Here is a 24,221-nt window from a genome sequence, read left to right on the forward strand (position 1 = left end):
GCAAATTAACCCGGTTTAGCTTAGTGTTAAATTATACCGTTAAAACACACCATCGGCCGCTAAATAGCCTCTATCCTGCTGACACTAATTTCTACATTATAGCGTTTTACCTGCTGGTCATCTACAAACGAGATGGTATGCAGTTTGCCCTCCACGTAAACTGTTTGCCCCTGTTGCAACCTAATGTTTTTCAAAGCCTCTGGTATGTGTATGGTGTGGTACTCGTGGTGTGGAATATTACCATCGCCGCGTTTTACATTTTCATGCGTAACCAGCGTAAAGTAAAGTTGTTCCTCGCCGCTCTTCCTCTGTTTATAAGGCTCCTTATATACCTCACCCAGCAGTATCGCCTTATTAACCCCGGTATTGCTCAGCATCGTACGTTTAGGTGCTCCGTTTTCCTGTACTGCAGTGTTAACCATAACGATGGGCATTAAATGAAACTTACGCTACCGCGATAGCGCTCTATATCTGTATCATGCAGGTTTATTAACACTTCGGTATCATCTATACCGTCGGCCATTTGAAGCGGCTCGTGCATGATGCTAAAATAGGTATCGTACCCTGGGGGGAGCAGCCGGGTAGTGGGCCGCGAACGCGTTGGGGTAAGCGTTATTTGTACTGAAGCGTTTTGTTTTTGAATGTTAATTGTTTTAGAAAGGCAGTATTTGTAACCCTGCAGTACCAAATGCCTAACCAACGATCGGTTTAAGACAGCTTTCATAGAAGTAGTGTTTACTCCAAAGTTGCTTAAAAGGATATTGGACGAATGGGTATTAATACGCCTCGGTGGGCTGTATTAATACCCATTTAATTATTAATTACAGTAATTACGCCACGACTACAATAAATGGTAATTACCTTTTCAGCAATTTAGTCAAGCAGAAGAGGGTCCTCTTCATCGCCTAAACTAAGATGTATCATGTCGCTGCCGGCAATACCCTCAATTGACCCTTTTATATGCGCTGCGTTAAGCAATACCTTTTCCAGTTGCTTTTCACGAGCTTTCCACATCTTTTCCATAGCGTCACGCTCTTTTTGTATGGACAGGCGCATGCCCATGTAACCTTCGCGTATGGCTTTCCATTGTTCAGAAAACTCGCTGCTGGTAAGGTAATCATATAGCAGGTGCATTTTGTCGCCCTTATTATGCTGTGCCTTAGCCATGTTAGCCAGCTTTACCACGCCATCCCGAAGGATGTATGAAACGGCTTTAACTTCGTCAAAGCTGCATATCCAAACGCCGTCGCGCTCGCCAAAACACTCCATACCTTTGGGGTAGCATTGGGTAACTATTACGGCAACATCCACATTCATGGCGCGCATGTCCTTCTTCAGCTTGTCTATCCAGTCTCCGCCAAACGCAGTGGTACGTTTACTTTCATAAATGATCCTGCCGCACTCCTGCCCGAACTGATTACGTACGGTTTGCACACAATCGGCACCCCGAACGCCTTTACCCACCTCACTTATCACATCAAACGGAAAGCACTGGCGCAACAGCTCTTCCAGTATTAGTTCCTGCGCCTCGCCCTGCAACTGCATGGATCCCTGTTCGGCACGGCGCTTCATTTCATCAACCAGCCGCTTCTGGTCTTCCAGCTGCTTTTCCATCTCTTTCACCTTCAGCTGGTGCTCGGTATCTTTAATGGCGTATCGCTCAATCTCCTGTTTGCGTATTTGCTCGGCAAGTTCGGCACGCTGTTCTGCAAGTTTGCGCTGCAGGGCAAGTTCCAGTTCCTGTTCTTTTTGCTTCAGTACTTCCTCCCGCTGCATGTACTCCAGTTCTTTCTGGCGTGATTCCTTTAACTTTTCGGCACTGGCATTAACCGAGTTCTGGAGCATGGTTATCTTGTTCTCAAAGTCGGTCGCTATGTTCTTGCGCAGGTTCTCTTCCAATGAAGCCTGCAATTGTTTTTTTTCTTCCGTTATACGTTGTTCAAACAGTAACTGCTGTTGTTTTTCGCGGCTGGCAAACTCATCTTCCTTGCGGCGGTACTCGTCCTCCTTTTGCTTTTTAAAGTCGGCCATTTGTAAACGCAACTGCTGCTTGTATTCTTCTGCCATCACCTCCTCTATCGGGAACCCATGCCCGCAGCTTGGGCACTTTACTTCTGTTGCCATAATTAATTTTAGTGGTACGAATTTCAGGATTTGGTGTGAATTTACGAATTATTACTTTGACGCTTACGCCAGCGTTGGCGTGATAGCCTGACATTTATACAGTAAAACATTATTGCAGCACAGCACGTTAACAAGCAGGGAAACGCAGAAATAAGAATTACCGGCCATATACAAGGTTTTTATTTGTTAATGTTTACAAACAAATTAGAATAGTAACGCTAGATTTGTCGCCCCTGGTTGTCAGAAACATCTATCCAGATACTTTAATATATGATACAGCAGATATTATTTGAAGAGCTTTTTAAGGATGCTTTTGATACCTACAAGGCATTTGACGGGTTGATTGCGGTTGAAAGCGGCAGGGAACTGCACAAAGCTAAAATGCCTGCTACCATATGGCAGATCATCAATCACCTGATAGCCTGGCACACTCACCAGATTAAAGTTCTTAAAGACCCTACTCACACCGTTGAGGCTGACGAGTTGGAGACCTGGATTGATGAAGAGCAAGCAAACAGCCAAAAAGAACTGGATAAAACCGTGGTGTTATTGTATGACCTGCTTGACCAGGTAAAAAAACAAGCTAAAAAACTTAACCCCGGGGAAGAGCAATTTACCAGCAAAGTAAAGTTACTGCAGGAAATATCTACCCACCTGGCCTACCATGTCGGTGAGGTGGTACTTATCCGCCGAATGACCGGAAACTATCCCCTGCCTCACCAAATGAAAGAGTTTTTAAACGGGCATCACTACGTTAACGCGTAGCAGTACAAACAGCGAATAATTCGTTTCAATTTTTATGCGCTATTGCGATTTGCAGCCTTTTTTGCGCCGCATCGTATATGCATATTCGCGAATTTAAACCCTGCTTTAGAAAAATGTGGTTTTTGAAGGTTTTTGCTCGCGGCAAAACCCCACAATTACGTCTACATGGAAATAGCAGTGACAGCATCTTGTCACTAAAACTTCATCACCCGGTATTTAAACCAGGTGACAAAGTCTTGTTGTTAGTTATTGTATAGAGCTAAGTACAGAAGCGAATTTAGTCTCGTAATCCTTCAATTCGGCAGATAATTTTTTGGCTACAGCATCCTGGTGAGCGCGTGTACTAGCCTCTACCAAACCGTTAAGAGCCTGTAAACCAATATACACATCACGCTGATCTACCTTATTGGCATCTGCCGTCATATTGTAGGCATTATAGTCCAGCTGGTCTGTCAGGAAGCTGTTGATGTCATTAGTGATTTTTTTAGCTAAGCTAATGTCCCCCAGCCTGTAAGCTAGCTCGACCATGTACATTTTACGCTTGGCAATATCAATGTAAGGATACAGGTTTGGCAGTTCATCATCGCACTTATGCAATACTTTAATAGCTAAATCGCCGCGGCCTTCCTTCTCCAGCCCTCGCGCCAGGTCAAGGAATGTTGTAAGCAGCACCGGGTAAAACATATTACGCGACTCATGATCTAAGTACTTGGCTGTCTTAAAATTACCATACTTAAATTTAGTCATCATGTTGTTATACATCACCATAGTGTTGGTTTTGCTCAACTGATCATGATTTGCAGTATCTGCTTTCAATGGTAGCAACCTATAGGTGAAACCTTCTTTGTAAAGATATGGCTGTAAGCCAATTAGGTTTTCGCTGCCCATTGTGGTAGTAAAGCATATCGGCCGTTTCCAGTCATTGTGTGCAAGCATATCAAATATGGCCAGGTTCTCCTTGGTGACGTAATTTGACGTGTACTTCCACTTCATCGTATCGGCGAGCATCCCGCGCTGGTCAGGTGTTATTACTTTATTTTTTAGCACATCGTCAGGATTAATGCTCAGGCTGAAGTTCTTAGTTGGCAAGTAGTTAACGTAATCTCCACCCTGGCTTTGCCCCTGCATGTTCCTGTCATCTGATGTCAGGAACTCGAATATGTCCTTTATTGGTGTGTAACCCGCTATTTTGCTGTCGCTATAATAAATTACGTCGCGCACACCCTCTTTGTACTTATCGTAAGGCATGGTGATGGGTAGCGGCGCACTTTGATTCATTGGCTTTTGCATCTGGCGGATGTACCAGTCGCCGGTGAACAGGCTTAGGTTCACTATTCTAACATCAGGCCGTATACCTTCAACTTCCTGGTCATACCACAACGAATAGGTATCATTGTCGCCATAGGTAAACAGTATAGCATTAGGCGGGCAGGACATCAGGTAGTTGTACGCCATGTCATGAGGGGTAAGTTTAGTAGACCGGTCATGACCGCGCCACTCTTTAAAGCCCATCAGCACAGGTGCTATCAGCAGGCAAATAACAGTAGCAACCAATGCGGAAGTACGCGCATTTACCTTCTTTTTAATCAGGTCAGCAATGGCAATCACTGACAGGCCTATCCAAACTGCGAATGCATAGAAGGAGCCTACGTATGAGTAATCGCGCTCACGGGGCTGTACACTTGGCTGATTAACATACAATACGACAGCTAATCCTGTAAAGAACCACAGTAAAGCTATTACCAGCGCGTCACGTTTTTTGCGGTTAACGTGGTATATCAAACCAACAATGCCCAGTACGAACGGAATACCGTAAAGCGGGGTGTAGCTTGGATCCTCAACAACAGATTTAGGCAGATGCCTTCCACCATCAAGCAAGCCGGTGGTCCAGTTACCGTCAATAGCTTCAGTGCTGGTTTGTCCGTCCTGGTCGTTATAGCGGCCGACAAAGTTCCACAAGAAATACCTGAAATACATCTGGTAAACCTGCCAGCTGGCCATCCACGCAAGGTTATCCTTAAAGGTTGGTTTCTGGTCATCGGCCATCTGCAACCAGCCACGGTAAAACCCCACGTCGTTTGCATCGGTGCTGTACATGCGGGGGAATATTGTGGTATGGTCGTAAACATAGTTCGGGCGCTTACCGGCAACTTCGTACTTAGTTTCGCCTTTACGGTAAATAGTGTTTCCCTCTTTTTGATCAATCACCTGAGCATCAAAGTATGGCCCTGTAAGCAGCGGGTTCTCTCCGTACTGGATACGATTGAGATAACCGTACATAATAAAAGGGTTATCCGGGTGCGAGTTGTTCAGGTTAGGATTAGCTGCTGCGCGAATAGGGATGTAAGCAAAACAACCGTAGCCAAAATAAATGAAAGCTACACAAAGTAAAATTAGATTGAGTACCGGTTTACGCTTACGGATGCTGTATTGTATGCTGAATACAAGTGCTGCTACCAGCAATACCAGGAAGAAAATGGCCCCAACACCAAACCCCATCCCTAACGAATTCACAAAGAAAAAGTCGAAGTAAGCGGCAAATTTAACTGTATAGCCGCGTATACCGTATTGCACCAAGCCAAGTATAACAACCCCTATCAGAAAAGCCAGGATGGCACTTTTAGTATTTATATTTTTATACCTGCGGAAGTAATATACCAAAGCAATTGCTGGTATGGTAAGCAGGTTAAGCAAGTGAATACCTATGGATAAGCCGATTACATAAGCGATAAAAATGATCCACCTATCGGCACCGGGCTCGTCTGCATGGGCTTCCCATTTCAATATTGCCCAGAAAACCACAGCTATACACAGCGAAGAAAGCGCGAAAACGATGGTTTCTACAGCAGAGAACCAAAATGTGTCTGTAAATGCAAATGCCAAAGCACCCACCAAACCGCTACCCATAATGGCAATGGTGTAAGCGTCGCCAAATTCATTCTCCCTTCCTGCAAGTAACTTTTTGGCCATGGCGGTGATAGTCCAAAAAAGGAACATTACCGTTGCAGCGCTGGCAATTGCCGACATCATATTGGTATAGAAAGGTACTTTAGAATTGTCGCCGAAGGATAGCAACGAAAACACCTTGCCCAGCATGGCAAACATTGGATAACCCGGCTGGTGAGATACCTGCAGGCGGAACGCGCAGGAAATAAACTCGCCACAGTCCCAAAAACTAACTGATGGCTCTAGTGTTAATGTGTAGGTGATTAAGGCTATAACAAAGCAAAGCCATCCTAAAAGGTTATTGATCTTATTATACTGCATGAAATGATGAGGTGCTGATGAGCGGCGCAAATATCAGTAATTTTTATAACTTGTTTTGATTACCGCATGATGCGGGCCATCAATTTAACACAAATTAACTGTTAAAAGGTGCTTGTTATTAATCACCTTATTTCAATGTTACAATAAATTAGCTTTATTTTGTTGCGTATGCAAAAATACTTACCAAAGGCGCCCGGCAGATTTTTTATGATAGCCGTGTTGCTTATAAGCTTCGCAACTAGCTCTAAAGCGCAATCGGTATACCTACCACAGTCATATCAGTTTTACCAGAAGTTTAATGGACAGGTATATTCTAAAAGCAACAAGCTGCATACCTCTTTGCGCCCCTTTTTAATTGATAGTTCGCTTACCGGCAGATACAATGAATTAATGAGCGTTGGGGTTGATAGCAGCAGAACCAGTTGGGTTTCGCGGAAGCTTTTTAACGAGCACTTGTTAGAAGTTAATACTAAAGATTATACTTTTTATGCCGACTTGCTTACAGAGAACATTGGTGGAAAGGACTTTAAAGATAAAAGCCTCGGCTCAAACTTTAAACCAATCGGCTTTGGGCTTAAAACTCAATTGGGCATAAACACCCGCGGTTTTCAGGTTGGCGGTACCATCGGAACAAAATTCTCTTTTTATACAAGCGGCTACGAAAATCAGGGCGTGTTTGCCAATTACTACAGCAACTACGTTAACCGCACCGGCATGGTACCGGGACAGGCTTATGACCGTAGCTTTGGTAAAACACAAAAGGACTGGTCATACGCCACCGCTGTTTTATCGTACTCACCAACCAATTACCTCAACATCACGCTAGGACAGGATAAAACCTTTATTGGCGATGGTTACCGTTCCCTCCTGCTGTCTGATTACTCGGCAAATTACCCGCTTTTGCGTGTAACTGCCGATTTAGGCCCCGTGCGCTACATGATGATGTGGACCTATCTGCAAGACATTAAAGCAACCAAGTTTGATGACCTGGGCAGCAATCGCCGCAAGTATGCCCTGTATCATTATTTTGATTGGAATATCACCAACAGTGTATCAATGGGCTTGTTCCACGCGGTAGTAATGCCTGAAGCTGATGATCAGGGCAACCGTGTTGGCTTCTCCCCTAACTTCATCAATCCGTTGTTCTTCACGAGCAGTAATAAAAGGAACGTGCCTACCAACTCACTGGTAGGTTATACCGTGAAATATAAATTCATTGATAAGAATGCCATTTACGGTCAGGCATTGCTGGATAATGTTAACGGGCAAAATACAAAGGCAAATAAAACCTATGGTTTACAGGCAGGTATTCGTGGCGGCGACGTTGGCGGGATTAAAAACCTGAGCTACCTTTTAGAATACAACCGGGTAAAGCCATATACTTACAGCAGCTCTTATTCACTAAGCAGCTATACCTTCTATGGCGAACCACTTGCACATCCACTGGGCGCTAACTTTAAAGAACTGGTTGGCATACTGAATTACTCCTTAGGACGGGTGGACTTCCAGGGACAGCTTAATTACGCTAAGTATGGCTTGGATGCAAATGGCGAGAACAATGGCAAAGATGTAAATTTCCCGTTCGCGGTAACTAACCCGAGCGGCAATGTTGGGCAGGGATTAACAACTGATTTGTACTATGCTGAAGGCACAGTATCATTGCTTATTAACCCAAAATACAACTTGCGTTTTGAGCTTGGTGGCCTTTACCGTAATGAAAAAAATGCGTTGGGTAATAACAAGAACGTATTGTTAACTTTTGGTTTGAGGAGCACCTTCAGAAACCTTTATCACGACTTTTAACGTTTCGCTGAACTAAAGACTTTTGTAAGTGTTAATCTTGTAAAATAGCGCCATGCCCGAACTTCCAGACCTGCAAGCCTTCAGCCACAATCTTGAGAAAAAACTCTCCGGGAAGATAGTTAAAAACGTTATCGTTCACGTTTCACAAAAGCTAAACGTAAGTGAAAAGGAGTTGCACTCTGCACTTGCCAGCCACAAGTTGAACAAAGTCTACCGGGAAGGCAAGGAACTTCATTTTAAGTTTTCGGGCGGAGATGTTTTAGCATTGCACCTTATGTTGCACGGCAAGCTGTTTTTGTTTGAAGGCGAAAACGCAAACAAGTACCCGATACTGGAACTGCAATTTACCGATGGAAGCGGCCTTGTGCTTACCGATTTTCAAAAGGCGGCAACCCCTACCCTAAACCCAGAAGAGAAAACAGCACCCGATGCAATGGATGAAGCTGCCGGTTACAAGTACCTGAAGGAGAAATTGGGTAAAACAAAAACCATCGTCAAGACGGTACTCTTAGATCAAAAGATTATTCGCGGTATTGGTAATGCCTATGCAGATGAAATTTTGTGGGATGCGCGTATATCTCCTTTTTCCCCGTCTAATAAAATACCTGATGCTAAAGTAAAAGATCTTGCAGCATCCATACGCAGTGTGCTTAAAAATGCCGAAAAGCAGATCATTCATTCAAACCCCGACATTATTCATGGGGAGGTGCGTGATTTTCTGAACATCCATAATCCTAAAAAGAAAGAAAGCCCCACCGGTAAGCCCATTCATATAAAAGAAGCTACCCGAAAAACGTACTACACCGACGAACAGGAGCTTTATCAGTAATCTTGTACTTAAAAGCCTACATCAACTTAGCTTTAGTTAACCTGATACGCCATCTTTCATGCTTAATTTACTTTTTCTCGGTTAAATCAACCCGAGTTCACTATCGGGCATAGCTATTGCGTTTACCATGTAGTATTAATTGTCAACACATATATTTTCACTACCATGGGAACTCTACAGCATATCCAACACCAAATTTCAGCTCTTAATGATCTGATCAAAACCAATAATGACCGTATCACAGGATACCAGAAAGCGGCCGAAGGCACCGAAGACGCAAGTCTTAAATCTGTTTTTGCAGGTTATGCTGATCAAAGCAGAGGGTATGTTAATGAATTGAACGACTACGTTCACCAATTAGGCGGCGCCCCTACAGATGGCACAACCCTTTCAGGTAAGTTTTACCACACCTGGATAGATGTTAAAGCTGCCTTTACCAAAAAGGACAACTATTCTGTACTTTCTGATTGTGAATACGGCGAAGACGTAGCCAAAAGCTCGTACCGTAAAGCACTGGATGATAAAGAACTTATTTGGGAAGACGAAAAAGTTTTAACACTGCTTACCAGCCACATGGACGGGCTTAAGATAGCTCACGACGCAATCAAGGCACTGCGCGATTCTGTTAAAGAACAAGAGGCATAACCACTTAATTGATATTAAAAAGTAAAGCCGGGCATTAATGCCCGGCTTTACTTTTTAATATATTATGGCGTTGGCGTACTAACCGGAGTAGCCGACATTACACTGTCTACCACAAAAACGCTTACTCCTCTCCAGGGCAGGGTATGGTTATATTCTTTATAGTGCAGTTCCAGCATAGCGCCGGCACTGTGGTTAAGTTTATCAGCAACTTTTTCGTCCGTTACCGAAAACATGAACTCGTTTGATTGGATGTTCCCTTGTGTTTGCGTACGTATGCCCGTTTGTATCAGGCGGCCTTCGTAAGTTTTAAACAGGTAGCCTTTCTTTACAAAATAATTCATGGTGCCGGCTTTAACGCCTTCGCCAAACACAAAGTAGTACCGGTAGTATCCTACTACAGCAAGTACCGCTACTAACACCACTACTATTATTGTAATTACACGGCCTTTCATATATTCTGTCTTTAGTTGTTATGCTAACAAGGTGTATCCCTATAAGTTTACAAAATAATTGGTTAGCGATGGAAAGTCGTCAAACTTAAGATCGTAATCGTCCGTTTCGCCGAAGCCATAACTTACAAATACGTAAGGTATCCCTGCAATGCGGCTCTGCTCACCGTCGCCGGCTGTATCGCCCACATAGTATGGGTTTTTTAGATCATATTTATCAACCAGCAACTTTATATTGTGGTTTTTTGGCATGTAGTTGATGCCATATGCAATCTCATCAGTTATATGCTGGTCAATGCCGCTCCAGTCAATAAACTGGCGGATAACCCCTTTAGCACAGTTGCTTAGTATAAATAACTGGTACTTTTCAGCAAGTGCCTCCAGCCCTTCTATAACACCATCATAAAGAATACCACCCATCTGCGGAATAAGTATTTTCCGTTTTTCGTTTACCTGTGCATATATCTCCAGCCTCTTTTCCGGCTCAAACTCAGGCATCATTACTTCTATCACCTTTTTGCCTTCCCAGCCCACCATACCGGCAAGTTGCTCACGGTTAATAGTTTTATCTATACCAAGTTCTTCAAACATCACGTTCCACGAGTGAGCGTAGGTATCCACGGCATCCCAAAGGGTGCCGTCCATGTCAAAAATTAAGCTATCAGGTTTCTGCATAATAGTGGTGAATTTAAACAAGATTGTGTGATATCCGCTAAATTATTGCAATCAGTAAAAAATACCATAAATACAAGATAAGCTACCATAGAAGAAGGTAAATGATAGGTATCTTTGTTTTATGAAGAAAGGCTTCCCGGTTGTTGATATTTGCACCCTGTCTGATCAGCAGCAGGATGATCTGCTTATCAGCCGGTTTGCGCCTTATCTCGAAAAACATCATAACCTGAGCCTTGCGCACAAGCACAGCTTTTATCACGTGGTGTTATTCACAAAGGGCGGCGGTACACATGCTATAGATTTTAAAACCTTTTCAGTACAGCCCTTCCAGATATACTTTATGGTGCCGGGACAGGTGCATAGCTGGAGCTTTAAAGGTGCTGTAGACGGTTACATTATCAACTTTTCGGCGTTGTTTTTTCAATCGTTTTTACTGCGACCCGATTACCTGGATAGCCTGCCGTTCTTCAGCGGAAACGTTGATGATGAAGTAATAAACATTCCTGCGGAACAACAACCTGCTGTAGAACGGATCTTTGAGCAACTGATCATCGAAACTGCAGCTGGGAACAGGATGGGAAAAGATATGGTAAGAGCCCTTATGATGCAGTTGTTTATACTTGTTGCCCGCCAAAGCCAGCAACAAGACAACTTACCTGCTCCGGGATATAACTACACACTGCTGCAAAGTTTTCGAAAATTAATAGATCAGAACTACGCTACCTTAAAGCTACCGAAAGACTATGCCGCGCTATTGTATATCACACCCAATCACTTAAACGCACTGTGTAATGACATACTCGGAATATCGGCCGGTGAGGTAATACGCAACCGTGTGATACTGGAAGCAAAGCGCCTGCTGATTAACCTGGAACTGAATATCACGGCCATTGCAAATCAGCTAAATTTTGCCGATAACTCTTACTTCACAAAATTCTTTAAAAAATATGCCGGTGTAACACCGGACGAATTCAGAAAAAACACCATCAATCATGGCAACCATTAATAATACTCCCGCAAAGCCGGAACCGGTTCTAAGTGCTTTTATAAAAGCTAAATGCCCAAGGTGCCGCAGAGGTGATATCTTCGCCAGTCCCACCTATAGCTTGTCTGGCCAAAAAATGCATGAAACCTGCTCTCATTGCGGTTTGCATTATGAGCGGGAGCCGGGATATTGGTATGTGGCCATGTTTGTAAGCTATGCATTTAACGTGGCCGAAATGGTTACTGTTGCAGTGGGCACTTACATCCTTACCGGGTCAAACTCTCCCTGGCTGTACGTAAGCCTGCTTTTAGGCATTATCTTTTTGCTGTCCCCCTTTAACTACCGCTATTCAAGGGTTGCCTTATTATACTGGCTTACACCAGGCCTCAATTTCGAACCATGGAGAAGTGCCGACAAGCCGGAGAACCCGCAGCAGCATTAATCTTCGTCGTTAACTAAGCCAAACTGCGCAAAGTGATGGGTGAAATGCTTGCTATGCCAGTTTATCCATTCGGCATAGTTCATAGCGCCAAAGCCGCCGTGTATTTCGGTTATGCCTGGTGTGCTAAAATGGTGGTGAAAATCTGTGAGTTCTGTCAGCAGCTGTTTTTTCGCAGCTGCCAGGTCAGCATAAAAGTATTCTCCAAGAGATGGTACTAACACCAAACCTTTGGGGATACGTAAAGGTGTAAAGATCCACTGCTGCTTGGCTACTGCCGCGTCGGCTTCGGGTACATCCAGGGTAGGCGTTTTCCTTCCATTGGTGTACTCCAGCTGGTCTATCAAATGTTCCACCATTTGTTGCGAAGTCATTTTACCCCATTGTGGTTTGCAATCTGCAGTGAGGCAATTCAGCAACGCGCTTACCTGCGCGTAATCAGCAATATTTACACATGGAAACATCCCGGAAATTTTTATACTGCCAAGTTAGTACTTAAAGTGGAGTTGCCGGTAAGCGCCTCTATTTTTTGCAGCAGGTCATTCATCTCAAAAGGCTTAGCCAGAAAATCGTCAGCACCGGCGGCAAAAGCAGATTCTTTTATACCACGGCTGGCTGAAATCATAAGTACAGGCATATTCCTAGTTTCATCCCTGCTTTTCAACTGCCTGCATATTTCCCGCCCGTCTTCTCCGCTCATCCAAATATCCAACAGGAGCAGATCAGGCAAGTCATCTTTCAGGTTGAGCACCGCTGCCCCATCTAACGTGCTGGTAACTTTATATCCTTCAAATTCTAGCAGCATTTCCACAGCATCCACAATCCCCGGATCATCATCCGCTATCATTATCTTCTTTTGCTTCATTATGTAATTTTGACCGGCTAAGTTTACTCTGGTTTAACTAATATCAGAACAATTCTCTAGTTTTTAAACAGCCTTGCCTTTTTAAACAATATCAAAAAGCAAGCCTTTCGTTATAGATAATGTAATCACTTCATTTGGTGCACTTTCGGGCAGGTTAACTTACAAACCAGTGTATAATACCAGCCCCAAATCGGGGAAGCTCTAAACCTGTCTATCAAAATTTCTAAGCGAGTCAGCAGCTTTAATGTGGTCAAATTAAACGCGTAAATACACGTGCAATTTAAACCATGGTACCAGAAACCGTTCTATAATAAATACATCATCACCGGAAATTACACAAGTGACAACTTTTGAGTAATAGTTTACAGATAAATAAATTATCCAAAATGGTTGGTTTTTTAACTGTAACCATACATTGAGCTAATTATCAAACATTTATAAAATATAGTGGTTTACAAGATTTAAAATTCGGTTGCCGATGGCCGCTTAGTGGCATAAGTTGGCTTTTGCCGAAGTATACTTCAGGTAAATTTTTATACTTTTATGAAAAACTATCTGATTAACCCCTCAATAAAATGAGTGATAAAAGAAATACAACAACAAGGTCTTATCCTACATTACCCAAATCACTCACCGGTATAACAGGATTGGACGAGATAACCGAAGGCGGTTTACCTACAGGCAGGCCCACACTAATATGCGGACAGGCCGGCTGTGGTAAAACGTTAATGTCCATAGAATTTATAGTTAGAGGCGCTGTGCAGTTTAATGAGCCCGGTGTGTTTGTAGCCTTCGAAGAAAAAAGTGACGAATTAGCTATGAACGTTGCCTCGCTTGGGTTCGACTTAAAGAAGCTGCAGGACGAAAAAATGCTGCGCATAGACCATGTACATATTGACCGGGGCGAAATAGAGGAAACGGGAGAATATGACCTTGAAGGATTATTTATCCGCCTGGGTTACGCTATTGACAGCATTGGTGCAAAACGCGTAGTGCTGGATACATTGGAAAACCTTTTTTCGGGACTTACTAACCAGGGCGTATTGCGCGCAGAAATACGCCGGCTGTTCACCTGGCTTAAAGATAAAGGGGTTACCGCTATTATCACCGGCGAACGCGGTGAGGGTGCCGCACTTACCCGCCAGGGGCTGGAAGAGTATGTAAGTGATTGCGTTATACTGCTGGATCATAGGGTTATTAACCAAATTTCTACCCGGCGGTTACGGATCATTAAATATCGTGGTACGGTACACGGCACCAATGAATATCCGTTTTTAATAGATGAAGAGGGCATATCTGTACTGCCGGTTACCTCGTTAACCTTATCTAAGCAGGTATCTACAGAACGGTTGTCAACGGGCATTCCGGCGCTGGATGAAATGCTTGGCGGAAAAGGTTTTTACAGGGGAGGCAGTACGCTGGTATCCGGTACAGCAGGCACTGGTAAAACCAGTATAGCAGGGTCATTTGCTAACGCAGCCTGCCAGCGCGGCGAAACATGCATTTACTTTGCCATGGAAGAGTCGCCTAACCAGATCATACGTAACCTGCAATCTATAGGTATAGACCTGCAAAAGCACGTCGAAAGCGGTATGCTGCATTTTAACGCATCGCGGCCAAACTTGTATGGGCTGGAGATGCATTTGGTTGCTATGCACAAGACAATCAAGAAGCTAAAGCCCGAAGTGGTGATAATAGATCCTATAACCAATTTTATTAATATAGGCTCTGTAAGCGAAGTTAAAAACATGCTGGTAAGGTTGATAGACTTTTTGCAGGACGAACAGATATCGGTAATGTTCACTGCACTGTCCTTAAACACTATAGTTAATGAACAAACCGACGAAGGCGTATCGTCGCTTGTAGATGCCTGGTTGCTGGTACGTGATATAGAATTTAACGGGGAGCGCAACCGTGGTTTATATGTAATGAAATCACGCGGGATGAAGCATTCTAACCAGGTACGCGAATTTGTTATAACTGATAAAGGCCTAAACCTTATAGACGTTTACCTGGGGCCGGATGGCGTGCTCACAGGTTCGGCACGCGCGCAGCAAATGCTGCTGGAGCAAACCGGTGAAGCTATTCATTCGCAGGCTATGGGCCGTAAGGACCGGGAGATATTACGCAAACGAAAGGTATTAGAAGCTAAAATAGCCAGCCTCAATACCGAGTACGAGTCTGTTGAAGAAGAACTGAATAAGGTTTACCTGGAAGAAGCATTGAAGAAAGAGATTATTGAAAAAAACCGCGAAGAACTAACAAGGCTAAGAAGAGGTGACAGTGCTGAAGGGAAAAGCCCTGAGCAAAAATAACAACATGGAAGAACCACAAGTTGATAAAAAATGGGAATTAAGGCTTTATGTAGCCGGAAAGACCCCAAAATCTGTTACTGCGTTAACTAACCTTAAAAAGTATTGCGAAGAGCATTTAAAAGATCAGTACCGCATTGAAGTGATTGACCTTTTAGAGCAGCCGCAACTGGCTGAAGGAGACCAAATACTGGCTATACCAACCCTGGTAAGAAAGGTACCCGAGCCGATCAGAAAGATAATAGGTGACCTTAGTAACGAAGAAAAGGTACTTGTAGGATTAAACATTAGGCCGGCTTAATTGTATCATTAGTACATTATGGCCGGTCTGGACGAGTTTTTAGAGAATACCCCGTACGATAAGGACAATCCTACCTACGTTTTACGGCTGTTTATTATTGGTGCATCGCCAAACTCTATTCGCGCTGTAGAAAATCTAACCGCCATTTGCGAAAAGCACCTCCAAAATAACTACCAGTTAGAGATAATAGATGTGCATCAGCAGCCCGAGCTTGCTGTTGATGAAGATATAATAGCGTTACCTTTGCTTGTGAAAAAAGCACCCGGCACCGTTAGGCGCCTCATTGGTGATATGAGCAATACCAACAGAGTTTTAAAAGGCTTAGGCCTGCCGGAGATAAGCTAGTTATGCAGTCAACAGATCAAAATATTAGCTTGTTAAGCGAAATTGAGGAGCTGCGCCAGCAATTGGAAGAAGCTAATGACACCATTAATGCTATCCGGTCTGGCCAGGTGGATGCGCTGGTTATTAAAGACGATGAAGGCCACCAGCTGTATACGCTTAAAACAGCAGATCAAACCTATCGCGTATTTATTGAGAAGATGAGCGAAGGCGCGGTTACGGTAAGCCGCGAAGGTATTATACTATATTGCAACACTCGTTTTGCGGAAATGATAAGCGTGCCGCTTGAAAAAACGATGGGTTTGGAGTTGCTATCTTTTGTACCTGAGGAATCTAAAGAGAAGCTTACCCAGGTACTTGAGAGTAGCTGGAAAGAAGATTGCCGGGAGGAAATTATCCTTAAAGATAACCGCGGTAAGGATATGCACTGCCTTTTTAGCTGTAACAATATTGAGCTGGACACTGGCCCGGCATTAAGTCTCATCATTACAGATCTGACTATACTTAAGAATACGGAGCACCAGCTTAAACAGCGAAATGATGAATTAGAGGAAGCACGTGCAGCAACTGAAAAACTGAACGACTCGCTGGAAAGTACGGTAAAGGAACGCACCCACGATCTGCTAATAAGCCGCGAACACTTTAAGGTACTTACCAACAACATAACGCAGATGACGTGGACAAACCTGCCTGACGGTAGCGTAAACTCCTATAATCAGCAATGGTATAAATATACAGGCACCAACTTTGAAACTGCCGGCGATTTTGGCTGGAAAGCTGTTATACATCCTGATGATCTTGCAGCTGTGCTGGCAAGGTTTGATTTTTCGCTGCAAACCGGGGTACCTTACGAGCATGAGAACAGGTACCGCAGGCATGATGGCGTTTACCGTTGGCACCTGAACAGGGCCAACCCGCTAAGGAACGATGAAGGAGAGATTATTTATTGGGTAGGTACCGCTACTGATATTGACGACCAGAAACAGGAAATGGAGCGTAAGGACGAGTTTATAGGTATTGCCAGCCATGAACTTAAAACCCCACTTACCAGCCTTAAAGGGTACCTGCAATTGATTAGCGGCTACAAAAAAGATGAGTTGCCGGCAATTGTAAAAAACCATTTATCAAAAGCTACGGTTGCCGTGAACAAGCTTCAAACGCTGGTAAGCGATTTACTCGACGTAAGCAAGATAAAAGCAGGGAAGCTGGAATATGCCAAAACATCTGTTAGTATAAATAATATGGTAGCCCAATGTGTAGAGAACGCGAAGCACATTTACAGCACCTATGACTTCCAGACGGAGATAAGCGAGGATTATATCATCCAAGGTAATCAGGAACGACTGGAGCAGGTTTTAATGAACCTGTTGAACAATGCCGTAAAGTATTCTCACGTTAACAAGCATATTACAGTAAATACCAGCAGGCACCAGGGCATGGTACGCGTATCTGTTAAAGATAAAGGTATTGGCCTCTCGGCAGACCAAAAAGACCGCATCTTTGAACGATTCTATCGGGTTGAAGACAAAAAGAACATGACCAGCGGGTTGGGTATGGGCCTCTATATCTCAAAAGAAATAATCTCCAATCATGGTGGCATTATAAGTGTAGAGAGCGAACCAAACCAGGGCGCAACATTTTACTTTGAGTTGCCCATCGTTTCTGTTCCAAAGCAATAAGTTTGCTTATACCACCTTTTTTCGGATATTGCCAAAAAGCGAAGAAGCTTAACTTCGTACAATTATAATGACAGAAGGACAAGTATCATTAACTGTTAACAACGGAATTGCAACTGCAAGTTTCTACCATCCTGCGCAAAATTCGTTGCCATCGGCTTTGTTAAGCCAGCTCACTGATGCTATAAACACAGCCGCCGCAAGCAAAGATGCGCGGGTGATAGTACTGAAAAGTGAAGGCGGCCGCACTTTTTGCGCAGGTGCCAGTTTCGACGAGTTGCTGCAGATAAAAGATAAACAAGCCGGTGCCAGATTTTTTTCGGGCTTTTCCAATGTTATTAATGCCTGCCGTAAATCTTCTAAAATAGTAATTGCGCGTGTACAGGGCAAAGCAGTTGGCGGCGGAGTAGGGCTGGCTGCTGCAGCAGATTATTGCCTGGCTACGGAAGCTGCCGCAATAAAGCTGAGCGAATTGGCAATAGGCATAGGCCCGTTTGTTATATCACCTGCTGTACAGCGTAAAATTGGCTTGCAGGCTTTCTCGCAGTTAACCATCCGCGCCAGTGATTTTCAGTCGGCTGAATGGGCTATGCAGAAAGGTTTGTACAACGAACTATATGAGGACATTCCTACGCTGGACCAGGCGGTACTGGAGCTGGCACAAAAACTGGCATCGTACCACCCTGATGCGCTCACGGGGTTAAAAAAGATATTGTGGGAAGGCACAGAAGACTGGGATGCATTACTAACAGAACGGGCTGCAATAAGCGGAGAACTGGTGCTATCGGAGTTTACACAAGCGGCTCTTAACAGCTTTTTAAAGAAGTAGAAATTGGTAAAAACGATCATCAATGAACATACCCGTTTACACCTGTACTAAAACAACACCTTCCAAATTTATTTTTATTTAGCACATAAAAACAGTGTGATTTCTGAAGGTTTATAAATGATATTTATGCAAAAAACGGCCCTGATCATGCGATCAGGGCCGTTTTTTATTGAGGTATGTTTAATGATCTTTTAACTGTTCAAAAGCGTGTTAGTCAAAAAAAGCTGAACACTTTTGAACACCGGTAACAAATTACCACCTCCTGCCATAGGCGTGACCACGACCCCTACCAGGGTGTCCGCGGAAGTAGCCTGGTCCATAAAAGCCCCTGCGGTAAGCCGGACGATAATAAACCCTGCGGTAAGCCGGACGGTAATAAACCCTGCGATAAGCTGGACGCGCGTAGTATACCGGGCGTTCGTAAACTGGTGCAGGATAATAAGCGGGCTCGTAAATCGGGTAATCATTACCAATATGGATACTCGCACCCACCCTCACCTGAGCTTTTGCAAATTGTGCCGAAACAGTTAGCACCAGTGCGATGATCGAAAATTTAATTAGTTTCATGACTGAAATTTTAGTTACTAATTCTTGTTCGTTTGTAAGTATGACTAATTACTAACGCAAGGGTTTAAAAAAACATGCCAAAAGACGCCTTAAACTTCCTCGTAAAGGCGTAACTTACTGCGTAACAGTGAAATTTCTTGCTGCATTAAATCTAATTTTTCAAGCAGACTATCAATAGCCACTACACCCTGGGGATTAATGTCCAGTTGAGTATGCAGCCTCACCAACCGTTCAACCCGCTGAATTTGCACAGTTGGTATAAACGCGGTTTGGTCTACTAAAGTCACCTCAATTAAACCTGCATCCTTAAGGTGATCTATAAAGGTGTATTCAACTTTGTTATACACACAGAAATCTTGTATGCTTATCAAATCTCTTGTTTCCATAACAGTAATTATGATTGTGATAGCTCCTCAAACAGTTTTCTTTGCTGGTCGGTAAGGTTGGTTGGTATCTTTATATTATAGGTCAGATACAGGTCGCCGTATACTCCATCCTTCTTGTAAACAGGCATACCTTTTCCCTTCAACTTTACTTTAGTGCCGTTTTGCGTACCTGCAGCAACTTTCAATTTAACCTTACCTGTCAAGGTATCTGCCGTGATTTCTCCACCCAGCACCGCTTTATAAAGATTAATGTCAATGGTGCGGTAAAGGTCGGCACCAACACGTTTAAAATCGGGGTCATCTGCTATCGAGAAAGTGATATAAAGGTCACCTGCAGGTGCGCCGTTCGCACCCGGGCCACCATGTCCTGCAATTTTTATGGTTTGGCCATTCTCTATTCCGGCAGGAATGGTCAGCCTGATGTTTTTTCCGTTTACCGTCAAGGTTTGTTTTTGAGATTCAAGCACGTCCCGCATGTTGAGGTGTAACTCTGCATTAAGATCCTGCCCTCTATAAGCCGCTTGCCGCCGCCCGCCGGCTCCGCCAAACATAGATTGGAAGAAGTCCGAGAAGTCACCGCCATCTCCCCCGCTAAAATCAAACCCTCCATAATCATTTCCTGCGGTACTTCCGTACCCGCCTCCGGAACTTCTGCGCTGGCCGGCCTGCTGCTGCGCTTGCTCGTAAGCTTCGCCGTGCTGCCAGTTTTCGCCATACTTGTCGTATTTCTTACGCTTTTCAGGATCGCTGAGTACCTCGTTAGCTTCGTTTAGTTGCTGAAAAAGTTTGTTAGCCTCCGGGTTATCCGGATTTAGATCGGGGTGGTTTTTACGCGCAAGTTTACGGTAGGCTTTCTTAATATCCTCTTCGGATGCATTTTTTTCTACACCTAAAACTTTATAATAATCAATAAACGCCATGGCAGTGAAAATTATAAAATACTAACCTCAGAATGCGCAGTAAGTTTTCACCCGCTATATTAATCTGATGAAAACACTTACTCACACTATCTTATACTACTTATCCTGCGGTAACACCACTTCGAAATTGGCACCCTGGCCCGGCTGAGAATAAATATGCATAGTACCCTTTAACGAATCGACAAGGTGCTTTACCAAAGCTAAACCGAAGCCATAACCCTGCTCACCGCCTGTCCCATCAGTTGAAGTCGCCTTCCCGCTCAATATCTTATCAATACCTTCCTGGGTGAGGCCTACGCCTGTATCCGTTACGTTAATCTGCAAAAGGTTCTTTGTTTCCTCTATTTTAAGGCTGAGATCGACCGTAATTTTCCCGTTTGCAGGAGTAAACTTCATCGCGTTGGATATCATGTTACCTGTTATCTGCAACAGTTTGTTTTTGCTGAAGGGTATGGTAGATGAGTTTACCGATGTGTTAATTACAAAGTCGATGTTTTTGGTTATCGCTTGTGGAGTGTAGAGTTTCTCTAACTTTTCTTTAAATACCAGCAGGTTAAACTGATCAGCTTGCAATGTAGCAGCCTTCGGCAGGTCTGTGCTCAGTATCTCGTCTGCGAGTTCCAGCAGAGATCGGCCGCTGCGCTGTATCAAGTTGATAAACTCCAGCACTTCGTCTATCTCGTTTTCCTGGCCCTGTTCACTTATTACCTGGGCAAGCCCGATTATACCACCCAGTGGGCCACGAATATCGTGCGCAACTTTCTTTTTGGTTTCGTTAGCCTCGTGCAGTTTGCTTTTAAGCCCCGAAATAACCTTATGGGCATTTAAGCGGCTCACAATTTCGCCGGCAATTATCTTAAGTAACTCTATCTTTTCCGGCGATAGAGTTTTAAGATCCCTGTCCAGAACGCAAAGTGCACCCAGGTTATGGCCATCACTTGTTTTTAAAGGAATACCGAAGTAGTACCTCAGCAAAGGGCCGTCTGTTACATAAAATTTATCGTTAAAACGCTCATCAGCCTTAAGATCCGGCACCTCAAACTGACCTTCGGGCACGGCTATAGTATACTGGCAAACCGAATCCTCGCGTGGCATCTGATCAATATCGAGCCCGTGATTAGTTACTGTCCATTGTGTAAAAGAATCAATTAAGTTGACCAGTGAAATTGATGTTCCTGCAACTTTTGCCGCCAAAGTGGCGAGGTCTTTAAAGGTATCCTGAAAGCTGGTATAATCAAGATCATAGTCGGACAGGCTTATAATCCTGTCCATTTCGTTGCTTGGGATCGGCGTGGTAGGCATTTTGGTTTAAAATTGTGTGCTCACTAAATACGTATTTTAGTTGTTTATGGTTCAAGTTTTTTCGTCGAAAATATAAATAAAGTGCTTTAATTTGATTTAAAAGCAAGTGCTTCAATTTTTTAAAACCAATGGATAAAACATTCAGTTCGGGGTATAAGCCTGTAAACGGTATCAACATGTACTACGAGATACATGGCAGCGGCGAAAGACCGCTTGTGTTGGTACACGGCGGCGGGTCAACCATTTACACCACATTTGGGCGAATACTGCCGTTGCTGGCACAAAAAAGGCAAATTATAGCTGTGGAATTACAAGCTCACGGCCACACAAGTGACCGTAATGCACCGGAAACATTCGAGCAGGACGCTGATGATGTTGCCGGATTGCTTAAAGAACTTTCCATAAACAAAGCAGACCTTTTTGGATTTAGCAACGGTGGCAATACTGTTTTGCAAGTAGCTATACGACACCCGGAAGTGGTTAACAAAATTGTAGTTGCATCGGCGTTTTACAAAAGGGATGGGATGCACTCCTGGTTTTGGGATTTCATGAAGAACGCCAGTCTCGACTACATGCCCTTACAACTGCAGGAAGCATTTTTAGCTATAAACCCCAGCCAGGAGGCTTTACTTAACATGCATGATAAGGATGCTAACCGCATGCGGAACTTTGCCGACTGGCCGGATGAATACCTTCTAAGTATACAAGCGCCCACCCTGCTTTTGGCAGGTGACAAGGATGTGATGACAGCCGAACACACTGTTGCCATGCACCGCCTTATTCCAAATTCGCGGCTGGTTATACTGCCGAGCGACCATGGCACCTACATCGGCGAGGTGATGACAGCCAATCCCGACAGCCCGTTACCAAAGATAACAGCCGATCTTATACTTGATTTTTTAGAGCATTAATATTCAGTAATATAGCTCAATAATACCTTCAGAAATCTTCACTTTCCACACTAGATTATAAACGTAAAGGTGCAAAACGCTGGAGTAATTTAATTACAACTGAGTTTTGCACCTTCATTGTTTTTGCAGAATAAATGCACTAAAAGCGACAGTGTTAAACGGCCAGCTGCGGCTGTAGTCCGGTGGTAATGGCTAAGCGGTTCCAGCTGTTGATGATAATAACCGCCATGATCACCTGGGCAAGATAACTTTCGCCCAGCACCTCTGCCGCTTTGTTGTAAACTTCATCTTTAACGTGGTTGCTGATTAGCGTCACCTGTTCGGTGATAGCCAGGATAGCCTGCTCCTGCTCGTCGAAGAACGGGGTGTCTCTCCAGGCATTAAGCGCGTAGATGCGCTGCTCGGTCTCGCCTTCTTTGCGGGCATCACGGGTGTGCATGTCTATACAGAAAGCGCACCCATTAATTTGTGACGCGCGGATCTTTATCAACTCGCGGTGTTTACGGCTTATTGGGGTACTTTCTATATATTTTTCCAGCATTATAAGCGCCCGGTATCCTGCCGGTTCCACCTTGTCCATTTTTAATCTTTCCATTGTCTTAATGTTTTTTGTTAAGACAAAGTTGCGCATCAAACACCCCTCGAAAAATGAACTGAGTTTAAGAAAACAGCCGGTTAGTTGATAATTTCATGAGCAGGTTCAGATCTTCTTTGCTCTGAGCCTGCTTAAGAACTGCGGCGTAAAGCCGAGGTACGATGCCAGCATGTATTGCGGTATCCGTTGTATAAAAGCAGGAAACAGATCAGAAAAATACCGGTAACGTTCTTCATCGGTTTGATTAAAAATGAACCCTATTCTTCGCTGTGCAGCCACAAACGACTTTTGCATCATCAGCCTGAAATATGTTTCTAAAGCAGGCACCTGCTTAAACAGCAACTCCCGGTTGCGTTCGGGCAAAAGCAGCACTTCGGATGCCTCTATGGTTTGAATATAGGTAGCTGCAGGCGTTTTGTTTAACAGGCTTTCCTGGTCGGCTATCCACCAGCTTTCCAGCGCGAACTGTACTATCTGCTCGTTCAGTTTCGTGTTCACATAGTATTGCCTCAGCAATCCGCTCAGCACAAAGTAATTGCCCTGGCAGTGCCTGCCCGGCTCAAGTATGATCTCCTTCTTCTTAAACTTTTTCAGCTCCAGTCTGCTGCATGTCAGCACCTCCTCTTCAGGGGTGAGCTTAATGTAGCGTTTCATATGGGCAATCAGTTCGGGGTACATGTAAAGGTTTCAACCCTTAGGGAAGTTAAGCCTGGTTAAATTCCGCTTTCTCCTCATAAGTAAGAGAGGCGGCCTCCGCTACTTTTTCTTTAGTGGGCCGCAAATAGATGAAATAGCCCATAATAAAAACAGATATAATGAGATAATATAACTCGCCTGTTAAGAAGAACACAACTATTGCAAATAAGGAAGGCCCTTCCAGCAAGGCGCACCTCACGATGTGCGCGCTTTGATAGATGCTCAGCTTTGGACCAAGGCCTTTTTTATCGCTTATGTTCTTCAGCATAGAGGTATACAGAAAATTGCTCATGAGAACACCAACCACTGCAAGTGCCGGCGCCAGGTACACAAAGGGGCTCTGCGTATCACGCACATTGATGATAATCTTAGGAGTGATAAGCACACACACCGCCGCAAATAGTACCTGTCCTGCAAGCAGCGCGAGGTGTATAATAACAAGTAGTCTGAAGGACGTGGCGGGCGAATTACCGAAGTTTGTGTTAGCAGGCATGGTAAGGTTGATGTAAGACCAAGATACGGAAAAAAAGGGAGCTTT

The 24,221-nt window shown here is 44.0% G+C and carries 27 protein-coding genes; 12 read left to right on the forward strand and 15 right to left on the reverse strand.

What is annotated here, in order from left to right:
* Window positions 1–59: 59 nt before the first annotated feature.
* The 3 genes from DYU05_RS15400 to DYU05_RS15410 form a co-directional block, all read right to left on the reverse strand.
* A complete protein-coding gene (locus DYU05_RS15400; protein WP_165852091.1) occupies window positions 60–422 on the reverse strand; it encodes a single-stranded DNA-binding protein in 363 nt (120 codons plus the stop codon).
* A gap of 11 nt (window positions 423–433) precedes the next feature.
* Window positions 434–724, reverse strand: coding sequence for a hypothetical protein (locus tag DYU05_RS15405; protein ID WP_117384042.1), 291 nt, complete (start codon window positions 722–724; stop codon window positions 434–436).
* A 149-nt stretch (window positions 725–873) separates the two neighbouring features.
* Window positions 874–2,124: a DUF2130 domain-containing protein gene (locus DYU05_RS15410; RefSeq protein WP_117384043.1), complete on the reverse strand. Its 1,251-nt coding sequence runs from the start codon at window positions 2,122–2,124 to the stop codon at window positions 874–876.
* 270 nt (window positions 2,125–2,394) lie between these two features.
* Between DYU05_RS15410 and DYU05_RS15415 the strand changes: the two genes are divergently transcribed.
* Window positions 2,395–2,889: a hypothetical protein gene (locus tag DYU05_RS15415; RefSeq protein WP_117384044.1), complete on the forward strand. Its 495-nt coding sequence runs from the start codon at window positions 2,395–2,397 to the stop codon at window positions 2,887–2,889.
* Between the two features lie 246 nt (window positions 2,890–3,135).
* On the opposite strand, the gene DYU05_RS15425 is transcribed toward DYU05_RS15415, so the two are convergent.
* The gene (locus DYU05_RS15425; protein WP_117384046.1) at window positions 3,136–6,156 is read right to left on the reverse strand and encodes a glycosyltransferase family 117 protein; all 3,021 of its coding nucleotides are present in this window, start codon (window positions 6,154–6,156) and stop codon (window positions 3,136–3,138) included.
* A 168-nt stretch (window positions 6,157–6,324) separates the two neighbouring features.
* Here DYU05_RS15425 and DYU05_RS15430 point away from each other — a divergent pair, with 168 nt between their 5' ends.
* From DYU05_RS15430 to DYU05_RS15440, 3 genes are all read left to right on the forward strand, one after another.
* The gene (locus DYU05_RS15430; RefSeq protein ID WP_117384047.1) at window positions 6,325–7,959 is read left to right on the forward strand and encodes a gliding motility protein RemB; all 1,635 of its coding nucleotides are present in this window, start codon (window positions 6,325–6,327) and stop codon (window positions 7,957–7,959) included.
* Between the two features lie 52 nt (window positions 7,960–8,011).
* Window positions 8,012–8,788 (forward strand): DNA-formamidopyrimidine glycosylase family protein, encoded by a 777-nt coding sequence (locus DYU05_RS15435; protein ID WP_117384048.1) that lies wholly within the window; start codon window positions 8,012–8,014, stop codon window positions 8,786–8,788.
* A 165-nt stretch (window positions 8,789–8,953) separates the two neighbouring features.
* Window positions 8,954–9,433, forward strand: a complete 480-nt coding sequence (locus DYU05_RS15440) for a ferritin-like domain-containing protein (protein ID WP_117384049.1) — start codon at window positions 8,954–8,956, stop codon at window positions 9,431–9,433.
* Window positions 9,434–9,495: 62 nt separating this feature from the next.
* Here DYU05_RS15440 and DYU05_RS15445 read toward each other — a convergent pair whose 3' ends face one another.
* Both DYU05_RS15445 and DYU05_RS15450 read right to left on the reverse strand, forming a co-directional pair.
* On the reverse strand, window positions 9,496–9,885 hold the full coding sequence (locus tag DYU05_RS15445; protein ID WP_117384050.1) for a hypothetical protein: 390 nt from the start codon (window positions 9,883–9,885) through the stop codon (window positions 9,496–9,498).
* A gap of 39 nt (window positions 9,886–9,924) precedes the next feature.
* A complete protein-coding gene (locus DYU05_RS15450; protein ID WP_133300247.1) occupies window positions 9,925–10,557 on the reverse strand; it encodes an HAD family hydrolase in 633 nt (210 codons plus the stop codon).
* A 121-nt stretch (window positions 10,558–10,678) separates the two neighbouring features.
* Between DYU05_RS15450 and DYU05_RS15455 the strand changes: the two genes are divergently transcribed.
* Complete coding sequence (locus tag DYU05_RS15455) at window positions 10,679–11,563, forward strand: helix-turn-helix transcriptional regulator (RefSeq protein ID WP_117384052.1); 885 nt, start codon at window positions 10,679–10,681, stop codon at window positions 11,561–11,563.
* On the forward strand, window positions 11,550–11,984 hold the full coding sequence (locus DYU05_RS15460; protein WP_117384053.1) for a DUF983 domain-containing protein: 435 nt from the start codon (window positions 11,550–11,552) through the stop codon (window positions 11,982–11,984). Before DYU05_RS15455 ends, DYU05_RS15460 begins: the two co-directional genes overlap by 14 nt.
* On the opposite strand, the gene DYU05_RS15465 is transcribed toward DYU05_RS15460, so the two are convergent.
* Both DYU05_RS15465 and DYU05_RS15470 read right to left on the reverse strand, forming a co-directional pair.
* Window positions 11,981–12,445 carry a hypothetical protein gene (locus tag DYU05_RS15465; RefSeq protein WP_117384054.1) on the reverse strand — a complete coding sequence of 155 codons (465 nt, stop codon included), beginning with the start codon at window positions 12,443–12,445 and terminating at the stop codon, window positions 11,981–11,983. The genes DYU05_RS15460 and DYU05_RS15465 overlap by 4 nt on opposite strands.
* An 11-nt stretch (window positions 12,446–12,456) precedes the next feature.
* Window positions 12,457–12,846: a response regulator gene (locus DYU05_RS15470; RefSeq protein ID WP_205771905.1), complete on the reverse strand. Its 390-nt coding sequence runs from the start codon at window positions 12,844–12,846 to the stop codon at window positions 12,457–12,459.
* A 575-nt stretch (window positions 12,847–13,421) separates the two neighbouring features.
* Between DYU05_RS15470 and kaiC the strand changes: the two genes are divergently transcribed.
* The 5 genes from kaiC to DYU05_RS15495 all read left to right on the forward strand — a co-directional run bounded on the left by kaiC (window position 13,422) and on the right by DYU05_RS15495 (window position 18,306).
* Entirely contained in the window at window positions 13,422–15,161 is a 1,740-nt protein-coding gene (gene kaiC / locus DYU05_RS15475; RefSeq protein WP_117384056.1) for a circadian clock protein KaiC, read from the forward strand.
* Between the two features lie 4 nt (window positions 15,162–15,165).
* Window positions 15,166–15,459 carry a circadian clock KaiB family protein gene (locus DYU05_RS15480; protein WP_117384057.1) on the forward strand — a complete coding sequence of 98 codons (294 nt, stop codon included), beginning with the start codon at window positions 15,166–15,168 and terminating at the stop codon, window positions 15,457–15,459.
* A gap of 18 nt (window positions 15,460–15,477) precedes the next feature.
* Window positions 15,478–15,804: a circadian clock KaiB family protein gene (locus DYU05_RS15485; RefSeq protein WP_117384058.1), complete on the forward strand. Its 327-nt coding sequence runs from the start codon at window positions 15,478–15,480 to the stop codon at window positions 15,802–15,804.
* Between the two features lie 2 nt (window positions 15,805–15,806).
* Complete coding sequence (locus DYU05_RS15490) at window positions 15,807–17,480, forward strand: PAS domain-containing sensor histidine kinase (RefSeq protein WP_117384059.1); 1,674 nt, start codon at window positions 15,807–15,809, stop codon at window positions 17,478–17,480.
* A gap of 67 nt (window positions 17,481–17,547) precedes the next feature.
* Window positions 17,548–18,306 carry an enoyl-CoA hydratase/isomerase family protein gene (locus tag DYU05_RS15495; protein ID WP_117384060.1) on the forward strand — a complete coding sequence of 253 codons (759 nt, stop codon included), beginning with the start codon at window positions 17,548–17,550 and terminating at the stop codon, window positions 18,304–18,306.
* 252 nt (window positions 18,307–18,558) lie between these two features.
* Here DYU05_RS15495 and DYU05_RS15500 read toward each other — a convergent pair whose 3' ends face one another.
* The 4 genes from DYU05_RS15500 to DYU05_RS15515 all read right to left on the reverse strand — a co-directional run bounded on the left by DYU05_RS15500 (window position 18,559) and on the right by DYU05_RS15515 (window position 21,481).
* Window positions 18,559–18,873 (reverse strand): hypothetical protein, encoded by a 315-nt coding sequence (locus DYU05_RS15500; protein ID WP_117384061.1) that lies wholly within the window; start codon window positions 18,871–18,873, stop codon window positions 18,559–18,561.
* Between the two features lie 89 nt (window positions 18,874–18,962).
* Window positions 18,963–19,259: a chaperone modulator CbpM gene (locus DYU05_RS15505; protein ID WP_117384062.1), complete on the reverse strand. Its 297-nt coding sequence runs from the start codon at window positions 19,257–19,259 to the stop codon at window positions 18,963–18,965.
* 8 nt (window positions 19,260–19,267) lie between these two features.
* Complete coding sequence (locus tag DYU05_RS15510; RefSeq protein ID WP_117384063.1) at window positions 19,268–20,179, reverse strand: DnaJ C-terminal domain-containing protein; 912 nt, start codon at window positions 20,177–20,179, stop codon at window positions 19,268–19,270.
* Window positions 20,180–20,275: 96 nt separating this feature from the next.
* On the reverse strand, window positions 20,276–21,481 hold the full coding sequence (locus DYU05_RS15515) for a GAF domain-containing sensor histidine kinase (RefSeq protein ID WP_117384064.1): 1,206 nt from the start codon (window positions 21,479–21,481) through the stop codon (window positions 20,276–20,278).
* Window positions 21,482–21,609: 128 nt separating this feature from the next.
* On the opposite strand from DYU05_RS15515, the gene DYU05_RS15520 reads away from it, so the two are divergent.
* Window positions 21,610–22,392: an alpha/beta fold hydrolase gene (locus DYU05_RS15520; protein ID WP_117384065.1), complete on the forward strand. Its 783-nt coding sequence runs from the start codon at window positions 21,610–21,612 to the stop codon at window positions 22,390–22,392.
* 154 nt (window positions 22,393–22,546) lie between these two features.
* On the opposite strand, the gene DYU05_RS15525 is transcribed toward DYU05_RS15520, so the two are convergent.
* The 3 genes from DYU05_RS15525 to DYU05_RS15535 form a co-directional block, all read right to left on the reverse strand.
* Window positions 22,547–22,987: a carboxymuconolactone decarboxylase family protein gene (locus DYU05_RS15525; protein WP_117384066.1), complete on the reverse strand. Its 441-nt coding sequence runs from the start codon at window positions 22,985–22,987 to the stop codon at window positions 22,547–22,549.
* Between the two features lie 105 nt (window positions 22,988–23,092).
* Window positions 23,093–23,641, reverse strand: coding sequence for a Crp/Fnr family transcriptional regulator (locus tag DYU05_RS15530; RefSeq protein ID WP_235854034.1), 549 nt, complete (start codon window positions 23,639–23,641; stop codon window positions 23,093–23,095).
* A 49-nt stretch (window positions 23,642–23,690) separates the two neighbouring features.
* Window positions 23,691–24,176 carry a hypothetical protein gene (locus tag DYU05_RS15535; RefSeq protein WP_117384068.1) on the reverse strand — a complete coding sequence of 162 codons (486 nt, stop codon included), beginning with the start codon at window positions 24,174–24,176 and terminating at the stop codon, window positions 23,691–23,693.
* Window positions 24,177–24,221: the final 45 nt, after the last annotated feature.

The organism is Mucilaginibacter terrenus (assembly GCF_003432065.1).
GTDB lineage: Bacteria > Bacteroidota > Bacteroidia > Sphingobacteriales > Sphingobacteriaceae > Mucilaginibacter > Mucilaginibacter terrenus.